The 14,881-nt window shown below is 40.5% G+C and carries 11 protein-coding genes; 10 read left to right on the plus strand and 1 reads right to left on the minus strand.

Annotated features, from left to right (window positions below; translation table 11 throughout):
* The first annotated feature begins 250 nt into the window (after positions 1–250).
* The 10 genes from IR083_RS08585 to asnS all read left to right on the plus strand — a co-directional run bounded on the left by IR083_RS08585 (position 251) and on the right by asnS (position 12,860).
* Positions 251–760, plus strand: a complete 510-nt coding sequence (locus IR083_RS08585) for a Fur family transcriptional regulator (protein ID WP_194223967.1) — start codon at positions 251–253, stop codon at positions 758–760.
* The gene (locus IR083_RS08590) at positions 757–2,019 is read left to right on the plus strand and encodes an adenylosuccinate synthase (RefSeq protein ID WP_194223968.1); all 1,263 of its coding nucleotides are present in this window, start codon (positions 757–759) and stop codon (positions 2,017–2,019) included. Before IR083_RS08585 ends, IR083_RS08590 begins: the two co-directional genes overlap by 4 nt.
* A 99-nt stretch (positions 2,020–2,118) precedes the next feature.
* Positions 2,119–2,802, plus strand: coding sequence for a zinc metallopeptidase (locus tag IR083_RS08595; RefSeq protein WP_199343203.1), 684 nt, complete (start codon positions 2,119–2,121; stop codon positions 2,800–2,802).
* A gap of 140 nt (positions 2,803–2,942) precedes the next feature.
* Complete coding sequence (locus tag IR083_RS08600) at positions 2,943–4,073, plus strand: metallophosphoesterase (RefSeq protein ID WP_242052389.1); 1,131 nt, start codon at positions 2,943–2,945, stop codon at positions 4,071–4,073.
* Positions 4,070–5,263, plus strand: coding sequence for a metallophosphoesterase (locus IR083_RS08605; protein WP_194223969.1), 1,194 nt, complete (start codon positions 4,070–4,072; stop codon positions 5,261–5,263). Before IR083_RS08600 ends, IR083_RS08605 begins: the two co-directional genes overlap by 4 nt.
* Positions 5,264–5,278: 15 nt before the next feature.
* A complete protein-coding gene (gene recN, locus IR083_RS08610) occupies positions 5,279–6,937 on the plus strand; it encodes a DNA repair protein RecN (RefSeq protein ID WP_194223970.1) in 1,659 nt (552 codons plus the stop codon).
* Positions 6,938–7,246: 309 nt separating this feature from the next.
* Positions 7,247–8,347 carry a DegT/DnrJ/EryC1/StrS family aminotransferase gene (locus tag IR083_RS08615; RefSeq protein WP_194223971.1) on the plus strand — a complete coding sequence of 367 codons (1,101 nt, stop codon included), beginning with the start codon at positions 7,247–7,249 and terminating at the stop codon, positions 8,345–8,347.
* Positions 8,348–8,627: 280 nt separating this feature from the next.
* Complete coding sequence (gene purB / locus IR083_RS08620; protein ID WP_194223972.1) at positions 8,628–9,971, plus strand: adenylosuccinate lyase; 1,344 nt, start codon at positions 8,628–8,630, stop codon at positions 9,969–9,971.
* 63 nt (positions 9,972–10,034) lie between these two features.
* Positions 10,035–11,369: a pseudouridine synthase gene (locus IR083_RS08625; protein ID WP_006798813.1), complete on the plus strand. Its 1,335-nt coding sequence runs from the start codon at positions 10,035–10,037 to the stop codon at positions 11,367–11,369.
* Between the two features lie 93 nt (positions 11,370–11,462).
* Positions 11,463–12,860: an asparagine--tRNA ligase gene (asnS, locus tag IR083_RS08630; RefSeq protein ID WP_194223973.1), complete on the plus strand. Its 1,398-nt coding sequence runs from the start codon at positions 11,463–11,465 to the stop codon at positions 12,858–12,860.
* Between the two features lie 114 nt (positions 12,861–12,974).
* Here the strand turns inward: asnS and IR083_RS08635 are convergent, their stop codons facing one another.
* Entirely contained in the window at positions 12,975–14,846 is a 1,872-nt protein-coding gene (locus IR083_RS08635; RefSeq protein WP_194223974.1) for a hypothetical protein, read from the minus strand.
* Positions 14,847–14,881: the final 35 nt, after the last annotated feature.

A 14,881-nucleotide genomic window follows, 5' to 3' on the forward strand; every position in this document is an offset into this window, starting at 1 on the left:
CAAATACATACTAACCTGAATATTTATTATAATATTCTTTTTGATTTCCTTTCTAAAAAGAGAGCTCGTGAGAGTTCTCTTTTTAATTTGAATACACTCATACTCAAAAAGATTTCTATTTCCCGGCCCAAACAGACCTCATGGAAGCTTTATTAGACAAATTCTAAATAGTTAATAACTTTTTCTTCCTCATACTGCCTGATATTCTATTAAAAAGATGTATTTTTGTTCATATCAGATTTTTCGATAAATGGATAATTCAAAAGTAAAGGAACAAGTCAAAAGCGAGTTCACGGACTATCTCGGTCTGCATAAACATCGTAAAACCCCGGAAAGATATGCCATACTTGAGCATATCTATTCTACGAAAGGACATTTTGACATGGATTCTTTGTATAATGCCATGAAGCAATCCAGCTTCAGGGTCAGCCGTGCTACATTATATAACACTATCGAATTGCTGTTGGACTGCGGTCTGGTCGTAAAACATCAGTTTGGAGCTAATGTATCTCAGTACGAACGGGCCTATGGCAATGAGAATCATGACCATCTGATTTGCCTGAATTGCGGGGAAGTAAAAGAACATAAAAATGGAAATCTCTTTACTCCCACTCAGCAAAAAAAATTGCAACGATTCAAGATCAGCTATTATAGCATGTATATATATGGCATATGCAATAAATGTATGCGGGCAAAAAAGGCAGAAGAAAAAAAGAATAAACTAACAGAAAATAAAAATACACGTATTAAAAAGAAATGAAAGTAGATGTATTGCTAGGTTTGCAATGGGGCGACGAAGGAAAAGGTAAGATAGTGGATGTACTCACACCCCACTACGAGATTGTAGCCCGTTTTCAGGGTGGGCCAAATGCAGGGCACACACTGGAATTCGAAGGAAAGAAATATGTCCTTCGTTCTGTACCTTCAGGTATTTTCCAGGGAAACAAAATCAATATCATAGGAAATGGTGTTGTACTTGATCCGGCCTTGTTCAAAGGAGAAATTGAATCGCTGGAATCATCCGGCCATGATTTAACAAAGCGCCTTCTTATCTCCAAGAAAGCACACCTTATACTACCAACCCACCGATTGCTCGATGCCTGCTACGAAGCAGCTAAAGGAGATTCCAAAATAGGCACTACCGGCAAGGGTATCGGACCTACATATACAGATAAAATCAGTCGAAACGGTCTGCGTGTAGGTGATATACTGCATAATTTCGAAGAGAAATACAACACTGCGAAATCTAAACACCTAAGAATATTGCAGCAATATGGCCATGATATCAGCGCACTGGCCGAAATAGAAAAAGAATGGTTTGCAGGTGTAGCAAAACTTAAAGAGTTTACATTTATAGATAGCGAACACTATATCAACAACGCTGTAAAACAAGGGAAGAAAATACTGGCCGAAGGTGCACAAGGCACAATGCTCGATATAGATTTCGGGTCATACCCTTTTGTTACATCGTCCAATACCATATCAGCAGGAGCATGTACCGGGCTGGGCATAGCACCACAGTCGGTAGGTGAAGTGTACGGTATATTCAAGGCATATTGTACCCGTGTGGGCAGTGGCCCGTTCCCAACCGAATTATTCGATGCAACAGGAGATAAACTCCGTGAATTCGGGTTTGAGTTCGGTTCTGTAACAGGACGTCCGCGCCGTTGCGGATGGATAGACCTGGTAGCTTTGCGCTATGCCATTATGATAGATGGTGTTACCCAACTGATAATGATGAAAAGTGATGTTCTGGACACATTCGAGACTATCAGAGCATGTATCGGCTACGAAATAAACGGAGAGAAAGTTACGGATTTCCCTTTCGAAGTAGACGAGAGAATCAAGCCGATCTATGTGGATATGAAAGGATGGCAAACAGACATGACTAAAATGCAAAAGGAAGATGAATTTCCGGCCGAGTTCAAGCATTATATCTCATTTTTGGAAAAAGAATTGCAGGTTCCAATCAAGATAGTTTCGTTAGGACCTGACAGGGAACAGACTATAATAAGGTAATTAAACCCTTTTTAAGAATATAGAATGTGCCAACAAACATTATTGGCACATTTTTTGTTTCATATATCATAAAAAGAATATTCACAAAAAGATATAAATATGTATATAGGTTGGATTATATTGATACTGGTTGGGGTCGCAAGTTTTGCTGTTTCGCAAATGCTGAAAAGTAAATTTAATAAATATTCTAAAATCCCTTTGACCAACGGGATGACCGGACGGGACGTAGCTGAAAAGATGCTTCACGACAACGGCATATATGATGTTAAAGTCGTTTCCACTCAAGGAATGCTTACCGACCACTATAACCCTGCCAATAAGACTGTAAACCTGAGTGAAGGGGTTTATGCCAGCAATAGTGTAGCCGCCGCCGCGATAGCCGCCCACGAATGCGGGCACGCTGTACAGCATGCACATGCCTATGGTCCGTTGAAAATGCGCTCGGCTCTTGTACCTGTTGTCAGTTTCGCTTCATCATGGGTGACATGGATTATTCTAGCCGGAATCATTTTCATACAGACATTCCCTACTCTTATCTGGATAGGCATTGGTCTTTTTGCCCTGACTACCATATTCAGTTTTGTTACATTACCTGTAGAAATCAATGCCAGTCAGAGAGCTTTAGCATGGCTCAATACTGCCGGCGTAACTAATATGAATAACCATGACATGGCTAAAGATGCTTTGAAATGGGCTGCTTATACATATGTTGTTGCCGCAATAGGTTCTTTGGCTACATTACTTTATTATATTATGATAGCCCTTGGAGGCAGACGTAATTAACTGAAGGAAACTGTATATAAATTACAAAAGAGTGGTCTTTTCCGGCTACTCTTTTTTTATCATAAATATTCCGTAATAAACAGGATTATATATCTTTGTACATTTCAAAACTATTCTATAAAGTCTGAATGAAACCGATCATGTTCATAATAATCTTCATCATATACCTCTTAGCAAATTTCTATGTCTTCCATCATATCTGGATAGCTATGCCTCCGAATACCATCGGACGGGTAACTCTCGTTTCGTTTGCTGTCGTAGCCGTTTCATCCTTTTTTATATCTTTTCTTGCCGGGGATGTATTGCCTGTATGGATGACATCTTTTTTATACAAAGTAGGCACCGCCTGGTTTTTCATCCTCCTGTATTTCCTTATCGTAATGCTGGTAAAAGATTTATTCGGGCTTACCAATCAGCTATTTCATTTTATGCCGAGCGATGCGATTACCCGCTATACAAAAGAAAATTGGGTAGGGCTGGGCTTTATGGTAGGTTTTATTACCCTACTGATGATTTGCGGATACCTGAAATATCAATGGAAAGTCCGTGTAGAACTGCCTGTACAGATATATAAAACCCTGGGAGATTCTACATCTGTTAAACCCTTGCGGATAGTAGCCATTAGTGACTTGCACCTGGGTTATGGCATAGGAAAAAAGGAATTTGAGGGATGGGTAAATACAATAAATGCTGAAAATCCGGATATTGTTCTCATTGCCGGAGATATTATAGATAATAGTGTACGCCCTCTGAACGAAGGCAACTTTGCCGAAAGCTTTCATAAAATAAAAGCTCCTATGGGGGTTTATGCCTGTCTGGGAAATCATGAATTTATCAGCGGTCTCAAAAACAGTCTCGACTTTTATGAGAAAGCAGGTATCCATCTCTTACGCGACACGGCCGAATTGGTTAACAACAGTTTTTACGTCATCGGGCGCGACGACAGGTCGAACGAATGGCGCAAACCATTGAACGTATTAGTAGACAGCCTCGACAAGTCAAAGCCCCTTATCCTGCTCGACCATCAGCCTTACCATCTCGAAGAAGCTGAAGCATACGGCATCGATTTGCAAATATCCGGGCATACACATCAGGGACAAGTCTGGCCTATCTCTGCTATTACGAATGCAATATACGAAAAAGACCACGGCTTTGTAAAAAAAGGAAATGCCAACATATATATAAGCTCGGGTATCGGTATCTGGGGTGGTAAATTCCGCATCGGAACACAATCGGAATATGTGGTCATCGATTTAAAAACAAAGGAATGAGAGTATTTTTTAATGCAATTATTGTTCAGATATTTCTCAGCGCCTATATCTATTGGCGTGGCTGGCAAGGATTGCCTGATAAGAAATACATCAAAATTCCTTATGCATCTATCTATATTGCTGAACTGGCAATTTATTTCATGGGATTCTTTACCTCCGGAACAGGTTTGTTGCCTTTCGATGCCCTTCATAGTTTTGCATGGGTAGGGACTACCTGGATGCTTTTCACTATATATATGACCATTTTACTGCTACTATACGACTTGGTAAAGTATATCAATCGTAAGAAAAAAATATTCGCAATAGACCTGAAAGCGAAAAAGCCCCGGCTGATTTACTTTTGTGCCTCTCTCCTATTGGTTTGCAGTGTGATGGGTTATGGCAACTATCGTTTCCACAATCCGGTCGTAACAGAAATGTACCTGACTGTCGATAAACATTCACCAAATATAAAAGATCTCCGCATCGTAGTTGCCACAGATATACATGCCGGATATCTCATCGATAAAAATATCGTATCCATGTATGTGGATAAGATTATGGAGCAGAAACCGGACATTATCCTGCTGGTAGGCGATATCATCGACTATGACGTAAAATCACTGTACGAACAACGGATGGAAACTGAATTTCTGCGGCTGAAAGCCCCATATGGCGTTTATGCTTCAACGGGGAACCATGAATATATCGACTTGGGTGAGGAAAAAGACGAAAAAATACTTTGGTTGAGTAAATACGCAGGACTTACAGTATTACGGGATACAACAATACTGATTGCCGATTCGTTCTATCTGGTGGGCCGCGAAGACGATAAGTGCACAACCAGAAAAGAATTACCCGAACTCATGCAGGGTGTAAACAAAGATTTGCCGATCATTGTTATGAACCACGAACCCCACCGTTTGTATGAAGAATCCGATGCCGGAGCGGATATAGCTGTATTCGGGCATACACATAACGGACAGTTCTTTCCGGTAAACACGATAATGTCCATATCTTCGGCGATATATAACACCGGGACTATACCTGAACACCTGAAATACAGGTCGATGTACGAAATACCATACGGATATAAGAAAAAAGACAATACACATATTTATGTATCATCAGGGCTAGGCCTTGCAGGGCCTCAGTTCCGTATAGGCACTATATCAGAGATTGTAGTTTTGAATGTGAAATTTGATAAATGATAACTATCTTTAGCCATGCTAAAATCGCTTTATATTAAAAATTATGCCCTGATTGACAGTCTCGAAATAGATTTCGAATCAGGCTTTTCTGTCATTACGGGAGAGACGGGTGCAGGAAAATCAATCATACTGGGAGCCTTATCGCTTATCCTCGGGCAGAGAGCCGATATAAAAGCCATCAAACAAGGCGAAAGCAAATGTATTATCGAAGGAGCTTTCGATGTATCGGCCTATGATCTTAAAGACTTTTGCGAGGAGAAAGGTATCGAATACGACCCGCACAGTTATATACTGCGCCGGGAAATACTCTCCACAGGAAAATCACGTGCTTTTATAAACGATTCACCTGTAGGGTTGAACGATCTGAAAGAGCTGGGTAGCCAACTGATAGATATACATTCACAGCATCAGAACCTGTTATTATCGGATAGCCGTTTTCAGATGCAGGTAGTGGACGCATTAGCAGGTAATAAAGCCTTATTGAAAGAATACCAGCAGGCTTTTCATCAATATAAGCAAACTGAAAAGGCTCTGGCAGAACTACGAGATACCATCAGAAAGAGTAAAGAGGAAGAAGATTACCTCCGCTTCCAATATCAGGCACTACACGAAGCTGCCCTCACACAAGGAGAACAGGAAGAACTGGAAGCCGAACAGGAGACCCTAAACCATGCCGAGGATATAAAATCGGCGTTGTACAAGATACATACATTGCTGTCGGAAGACGAAAGAGGCATTGTTGCAGCTTTGAAAGAAAGCCTGAATACATCACACCCGCTGGCTAAAGTATATCCGAAAGCGGACGAAATTCACCAACGTTTGGAGACTTCTTATTTAGACCTCAAAGATCTGTCTTCCGAGTTGGAACGGTCGGCTAACGATGTAGAATTCAATCCTGAACGACTGGCTTACATCGAATCGCGGCTCGATTTGATTTATTCATTGCAAAAGAAACATCATGTATCTTTAGTTTCGGGCTTACTGGAATTATATGAAGAACTGGCGCAGAAACTGGAAAAAATAGAATCATCGGACCAGCAGGTTGAAACTTTGGAGAAAGAAGTTTCTGAAAAATATGATAAAATGCTCACCCTCGCCAAAAAGTTGAGCGACCATCGTAAGGCAATCACACCAGAACTGGAAAAAGGATTGGTAGAAAAGGTAGCGAATCTGGGCATGCCGAATATCAGGTTCAAATGCGAGATTACTGCCGAAGAACATCCTAACATATACGGAATAGACAGAATACTATTTCTGTTCTCAGCAAATAAAAATGCGCCACTACAACCGGTTGCCGATGTAGCTTCGGGTGGTGAAATATCACGCCTGATGCTTTGCCTCAAGTCGATGATTGCAGGTGCAACAGCCCTGCCGACTATCATATTCGATGAGATAGACACAGGCGTATCAGGCGAAATAGCCGATAAAATGGGACAGATCATGCTCGACTTTGGAAGAAAGATGCAAGTGATTGCGATCAGCCATTTGCCGCAGATAGCAGCCAAAGGTAAGACGCATTATAAGGTATATAAATCGGATAATGAACTATCTACCACGACCCATCTCGACAGGTTGGATAATGCAGAAAGGCTGGAAGAAATAGCGCGGATGTTGAGTGGTTCCACTGTTACGGATGCGGCAATACAAAATGCTAAGGTAATGTTGGGGTTTTAGCCCTCTAAATCCCCCAAGGGGAACTTACAGAGAGAGTAAAAGATAAGCGAAAACAGTGTTACTTTTGTTGCCTTTTAACAAGTAGTAAGTTAAAAGTTAAATGAGATACAAGTAAACAAGATACGAGATAATTTTTTTTAACTGATGACTGTTCCCTGACGAGATGCTTCGCTCTGCTCAGCAAGACAAGATAATTATTAATTTTTCATTCTTAATTATTAATTGTTTTCTGTGTTACCTTTGTTACTTTTTGAGTTGAAAGTTGAATTGCTGCGAATTATTAATTGTTCATTATTAATTAGTTTCTATATGGAAATTCCTTTTCTCAACCTAAAACGGGAAAACGAGCGCTACGCATCCGGAATACGAGAAGCTGTATCGCGTGTGATAGACTCAGGATGGTATATCCTGGGAGAGGAAAAATCCAGTTTTGAAAAAGAGTTTGCCTCCTATTGCAAAGTAAAGCACTGTATAGGTGTAGGCAATGGACTTGATGCTATCCGCCTGATACTAATGGCTTATATGGAGCAAGGCGTAATGCAGGAAGGGGACGAAGTAATTATCCCCGCCAACACATTCATTGCAACGGCTTTGGCTATATCTCAGTGTGGACTCATACCGGTTTTTGCCGATTGCGACATCGCGACTTACAATATTGCTCCCGAATCTGTAATAGAAAAGATTACATCCAGAACAAAGGCAATTATAGCAGTCCATCTATACGGGCAAATTGCAGCGATGGCTGAATTGAAACAAATCGCAATACAGCACAACCTGAAACTGATAGAAGATGCTGCGCAGGCACACGGTGCAGTATACAATGGCAAAAAGGCAGGAAGCTTAGCAGATGCAGCAGCATTCAGTTTTTATCCGGTGAAGAACCTTGGCGCTTTGGGTGATGCAGGGGCTGTAACAACTGACGATGAAGAACTGGCCCGGATCGTCCGCAGCCTATCCAATTATGGCTCCGACAAAAAATATATGCATGAATATAAGGGACTAAATTCGCGCCTCGATGAGATACAGGCTGCAATATTATCCGTAAAGCTAAAATATCTGGATATAGATAACCAAAGGCGGAAAGAGATCGCAGCCTATTACTCTGCAAATATAAAGAATGTAAATATTATATTACCGGACAATAAAGATAGCTTAAGCCACGTTTTTCATTTATATATAATCCGGACAAACGATCGCGAACGGCTTCAGCTATACTTATACAATAAAGGCATCCAGACTCAGATACATTATCCCGTAGCAATACATCAACAGCCTGCGTATTCCGGACAGGCAGGTTTAAATCTGCCTGTAGCAGAACAACTGCAAAATGAAGTATTAAGCCTGCCGCTATATGCATCATTGACGAATGACGAACTGCACCGGATAGTAGAGGCTCTGAACAATTATTAAAGGGGATGAAAGAGATATTCGTTTTTTTCGAAAAACCTGTTCCAAGATTTTTTCTCCTCTGATTTAGTGCAAGAAATGACTAAATATCTTGATTTTTAACAAGGGTTACCGATGAGGAACAAGAAACTATTTAAAAAAGATAAAAAAATGAATATTTTCCTTTTGTAAAAACACTTGCACATATATATTTGTTATATATTTGTATAATAATTATAAGTAAATAGTGATATCGAAAATAAATTTCTAAGTTGATTAAAAACACAAAATTTCTGGCAACGTAATGACATTAACACCCCTAACTTCCATTTCACCGATAGATGGACGTTATCGTAATAAAACAGAAGAACTAGCTAATTATTTTTCAGAATATGCATTGATTAAATATCGTGTATTAGTAGAGATAGAGTATTTTATCGCACTATGTGAATTACCTCTCCCTCAACTGGAAAATATAGATAAGGCTGTTTTTGGAAAACTGAAAGATATCGTAACCGGTTTTTCAGAAAGTGATGCGACACGCATCAAGGATACTGAGAAAATTACCAACCATGATGTAAAAGCTGTCGAATATTTCATCAAAGAAGAATTTGATAAATTAGGTTTACAGCAATACAAAGAATTTATACACTTTGGCCTTACATCACAGGATATAAACAATACCTCTATCCCGCTTTCGATAAAAGATGCATTGAATGATGTTTATTATCCGATGCTTGAGGGTCTTATCGCCAAATTAAAAAATCAGGCGAACGAATGGGCTGATATAGCCATGCTGGCAAAAACTCATGGACAGCCGGCCTCTCCTACCCGTTTGGGAAAAGAGATAATGGTATTTGCGAGTAGGCTCGAAGGCCAACTACAACTACTAAAAAGTATTCCTTTATCTGCTAAATTCGGTGGAGCAACAGGAAATTACAACGCACATAATGTAGCTTACCCGTCATACGACTGGAAAGCATTCGGAAATAAATTCGTATCAGAAAAACTGGGACTTGTCAGAGAAGAATGGACAACACAAATATCCAACTATGACAATCTGGCCGCAGTCTTCGATGCTCTGAAACGAATCGACACTATCATGATCGACTTGAACAGGGATTTCTGGCAATATATCTCGATGGAATATTTCAAACAAAAAATTAAAGAAGGTGAAATAGGTTCATCGGCTATGCCGCATAAGGTAAACCCGATAGATTTTGAAAATGCGGAAGGAAATCTGGGAATTGCAAATGCTATATTAGAGCATTTGTCTTCTAAGCTACCCGTATCCCGCCTGCAACGCGACCTGACTGATTCTACAGTCTTGCGCAATGTAGGTGTGCCTATGGGACATATTGTAATAGCTATACAGAGTACACAAAAAGGTTTGGATAAATTGTTATTAAATAAAGATGCCTTATATAACGATTTGGAAAACTGTTGGGCTGTTGTCGCTGAAGGAATTCAAACAATATTACGCCGGGAGGGATACCCAAAACCCTACGAAGCACTGAAGGCTCTTACCAGAACCAACAATACAATTACGGCAGAATCTATCGCCGAATTTATTGAGGGACTGAATGTAAGTGAAACCGTGAAAAATGAACTGAGAAAAATTACACCGCATTCTTACACAGGTGTATAAAATGAACTTAACCGTGAGGTTATAAAAGAAGTATTTGTATATTATTTAAACAAAAAGGAAAAAATGGTGACAGACAATGGAAATGATAGAGAAAGCCGGGAGGGCTACTCATCATCAGAAAACAATGAAAACGGGTCAGAACCTGTAAAAAAGAAACGTGCGCGTGTAGGTGATCTTCGCAAACAAGCTTATGATGTGAATACTGACCGCGACTCCAGGGATCGGAATCCTTATAAAACCGGTGGCGACAGACAAGATCGCCAAGGTAGCTCTTATAACTCAGAAAGACCATCCAGGCCTTCTTATGATAGGAATGAAGGCGGAGAACGCCGTTCATACGGAAATAGTTCGTATGGAAATCAGAACCGCCAGTCCGGAGACAGAGGTGGATATTCCGACAACAGGGGTGGAGGCAACTATTCTGGAAACAGAGGTGGAGGTAACTATTCCGGTAACAGAAGCGGAGGAGGTGGCTACTCTAATAACAGAGGAGGTTATTCAGGCGGAGACAACCGTTCATCTTATGGTAACCGCGACAACAGAGGTGGAGGAGGCTACGACCGTCGTCCGGCCGGAAATCGTGACAACAGAGGTGGAGCCGGTGGTGGCTACAGCCCTTCTTTCGGTGGAGTAAAGAAATTGGTAAAGCCAGTTAAGTACAAGGAAAATATAGACCCGAATACTCCTCTACGACTAAATAAATATCTTGCTAATGCCGGAGTTTGTTCCCGTCGCGAAGCTGATGCTTATATTACATCAGGTGTAGTGAAGGTTAACGGTGAGGTTGTGGATCAACTGGGAGCTAAAGTTACCCGTGGTGACCTTGTAACATTCCAGGATAAGCCGGTACGTCTCGAAAGCAAAGTATATGTTCTTCTGAACAAACCGAAAAATTGTGTAACAACATCGGATGACCCTCAAAACCGTCTGACAGTTATGGACCTGGTAAAAAACGCTTGTCCGGAACGTATCTATCCGGTTGGTCGTCTGGACAGAAACACAACAGGTGTACTCTTGCTTACCAATGACGGAGACTTAGCCTCTAAACTGATGCATCCGAAATTTAAGAAGAAAAAAATCTATCAGGTAACACTCGACCGCGATGTAGCTATTGAAGACATGCAGGCTATTGCCGATGGAGTAGAACTTGATGATGGTGAAATACATGCCGATTCAATCGCATATCAGGCAGAAGATGTTCTCAACGTGGTCGGTATAGAAATACACTCGGGTCGCAACCGTATTGTACGTCGCATATTCGAGAAGCTTGGTTATCAGGTAATGAAACTGGACCGTGTATATTTTGCGGGTCTTACCAAAAAGAATGTACTTCGTGGAAAATGGCGCTACCTGTCAGAAAAAGAAGTGAACATGCTTCGTATGGGAGCATTTGAATAAATTATAAATTATGAGTCATAAATTATGAATGGAATACACTATCAATGACTCCGTATCATAATTTGTGACTCGTAGCTAGTAACTTGTATAAAAATGGAGAGTATTCGCAGAACAAAGATTGTAGATTTGTTTAAAGACCCTCAGTTTGGGTCAGTAGTTGATGTAAAAGGTTGGGTACGTACCATCCGTGGTAATAAATATGTAAACTTTATCCACCTTAATGATGGATCGACAATCCATAATCTGCAGATTGTAGCTGATGTACAGAAGTTTGGAGATGACTTTTTCAAACCTGTAACGACCGGAGCTTGTATCCATGTCACAGGTACATTGGTAGAATCGCAAGGGAAAGGACAAAGCGCAGAAATACAAGCCGACACAATTGAAGTGTACGGAACCGCTGACCCTGAAACATATCCTTTGCAAAAAAAGGGACATTCTCTCGAGTTTTTACGTGAGATAGCATATCTGCGTCCACGCACAAACACATTTGGAGCAATATTCCGTATTCGTCACCATATGTCTTATGCTATACACAAGTATTTCAACGATAAGGGATTCTTCTATTTCCATACGCCAATTGTAACAGCTTCAGATGCTGAAGGCGCAGGCTCGATGTTTCAGGTAACCACATTAGATTTCAATAATGTTCCCCGCGCAGAAGGCGGACAAGTTGATTATACAGAAGATTTTTTTGGTCGCCAGACAAACCTGACTGTATCCGGACAGCTCGAAGGTGAACTTGGAGCGATGGCTCTGGGCGCTATTTATACATTTGGCCCTACATTCCGTGCCGAAAATTCGAATACACCCCGCCATTTGGCTGAGTTTTGGATGATAGAGCCCGAAGTTGCATTCTATGACATCCATGACAATATGGATTTAGCGGAAGACTTCCTGAAGTATCTGATTCGCTATGCGCTTGAGCATTGCAAGGATGATATTGCTTTCCTTAATGAAATGTTTGACAAAGAACTTATAGAACGTCTGAACTTTGTTACTGCTAATGATTTCGTCCGTCTCACTTATACTGAAGGTGTGGAAATACTGGAGAAGAGCGGACACAAATTTGAGTTCCCGGTATATTGGGGTGCAGACCTCCAATCGGAGCACGAACGCTATCTGGTAGAAAAGCATTTCAAACGCCCTGTCATACTTACTGATTATCCGAAGGAAATCAAATCGTTCTACATGAAGCAGAATGAAGACGGTAAGACTGTGCGCGGTATGGATGTACTATTCCCTAAGATTGGTGAAATCATCGGAGGATCGGAACGTGAAGCTGATTATGACAAGCTGGTAAACCGTACTAAGGAACTGAATATGAATACAGACCCAATCTGGTGGTATATGGAAACCCGTAAATTCGGAACAGCTCCTCATGCAGGATTCGGTTTAGGATTTGAACGTCTAATCCTGTTTATTACAGGTATGGCTAATATTCGTGATGTGATTCCTTTTCCACGGACACCAAATAATGCTGAGTTCTGATAATATTCAGAACATGAAATAATGAAGAGCCGCAAGATTAATCTTGCGGCTCTTCTGTTATAAAGATTCATATTTATTATCAATGTTGTCTAATGGGGAATGAATGCTGTCTCGTTAAAACTTGAAGCTCAATCCTCCCAAAACATTAAATCCTTGCAGTGCATAACCATATTGTAATTCATACTTCTGGAATAAAAGGTTATTTACTCTTGCATTTACAGACAACCAATCTGTCACCTGATATTCACCCCTGAAATTAAGTTCATTTATATCCTTCATTTTTATGACTTCCTGTACCGGTATCATGTAGTTGCTATAGACTGTTTTACGGCCACCGGCATATACATAGTTCAAAGAGAATGTCAGCTTATCGATCGGTTTAATCTCAGCATTCAGTTCAGCTGTAAATGTCGGACGTCCCCACGCTTTCTTCTCCGAATACAAGTCTTTATCTATCAATGTCACATTTCCGTTTGCATACTTCACATCGTAAAAGTAAGCTGTAACTTTAGCGGATAAGTCTGTATACGGAATGAGCTTTGTTTTCAATAGTCCGCCCACATGACCTGTACCTATATTGGCATATAAAGGCGTCCCTACATTACCCCAAATCTTCATATCGGAAGGATAAGACACTCCAACCAGCAGGTCATATGGAGATTGAGCTATATATAAATGGTCTTTATCTGTCTTTTTATATCCCGCAAATATATCGAATTCGAAACCGCTAATAACTCCCGATTTAAAGCCCAGACGCGCATCGAATAAAGTCTTCGAATATTCTACTCGCGCAATGGGATTTACATACCTGTTCTCTTGTAAAATCTCAAGGTAAGTATTGTTATTCACTCCTCCGGTCACCTCTCCGTAGAACGTATTCACATCATTAATATGGATAGCGGCTTTTACATTCGGACTTGCCATAAATTTTGTCTTGGTATCGAACATTCCGCTCACATTTACCCCCAGATCGGCATTCCAGTTACCTCCTTGGAATTTGATGTAAGGAGTAGCCGTAATGTTGGTAAAGTCGTGGAAAGCATTCTCTATAATTTCATTCTTACTGCTGAACGATTGATTCATAATGAATCCTTTTACTCCGATACTCCTGTCAGAGCCGAATTCGGTATAAAAGTCTGCATCCAAATCCAGTTGCCCACCTTTCGACCCTTTTTCAGATGTAAAAATACCATATTTACTTTTAAAATTCTGATAACGCACTCCTCCCTTATATTTCAATATACCCTCGTTCTTATCACTGGACTTAAGTCCCGCTCCGATGATGAATACATCTACATTCTGACGAGAATCCATATCGAACGGATATGTTGCGATATAGGAGTCGTATGGATTGTAGCCGGAGCCGTAACCAGAGCCGTAGCCATATGGATAAGGAGCATTGGGAATAAACGGATTGCCGTAATAATTATACGAAGTATTATAAAATGATGCGTCGAACCACAATACCGAAGGATCAAACATATGCTGATACTTCAGGTTTACTTTACTTGCCGAATATTTTGCTTTTGCCTCATCCATTGTATACGGATCGGCATTTATATAGTCTACATTTGCACTAGTAGAGCTATGAGTTGCAGATATATCCAAACGATCTCTATCTCCATTGACAAGTCTGTATCCGAATGCACCTTCCAGATTCGAATTATTCCCTGCTCCCAATATAAGGTAACCGCGTTTCTTACTATAATCTACTCCTGTGTTTATATCACTTGGAGCAGCACTTCCCAATTTATTATTTGTCAGTGTTATTTGCGGCACAGTACTCACAAATTTCAGTTCTTTTGCTTTTATTACCGGAGAATAAATAGAAGGTTGTGTATTTACCTTCGATGCATCCTGTAATGTCGGATTATAATCGCGTTCGAGCAGTACCTGACGGATCAGGGTCGAATCTTTTTGGGCTGTTGCGGTCAGGCTTATAATACCTAATGCTATGACAAAAACAGATTTATATAATGTTTTCATTGTTCTTCGTTTTTCAATTTTGTACATTTTCATAA

Source organism: Dysgonomonas sp. GY75, assembly GCF_015234155.1.
Classification (GTDB): domain Bacteria; phylum Bacteroidota; class Bacteroidia; order Bacteroidales; family Dysgonomonadaceae; genus Dysgonomonas; species Dysgonomonas gadei.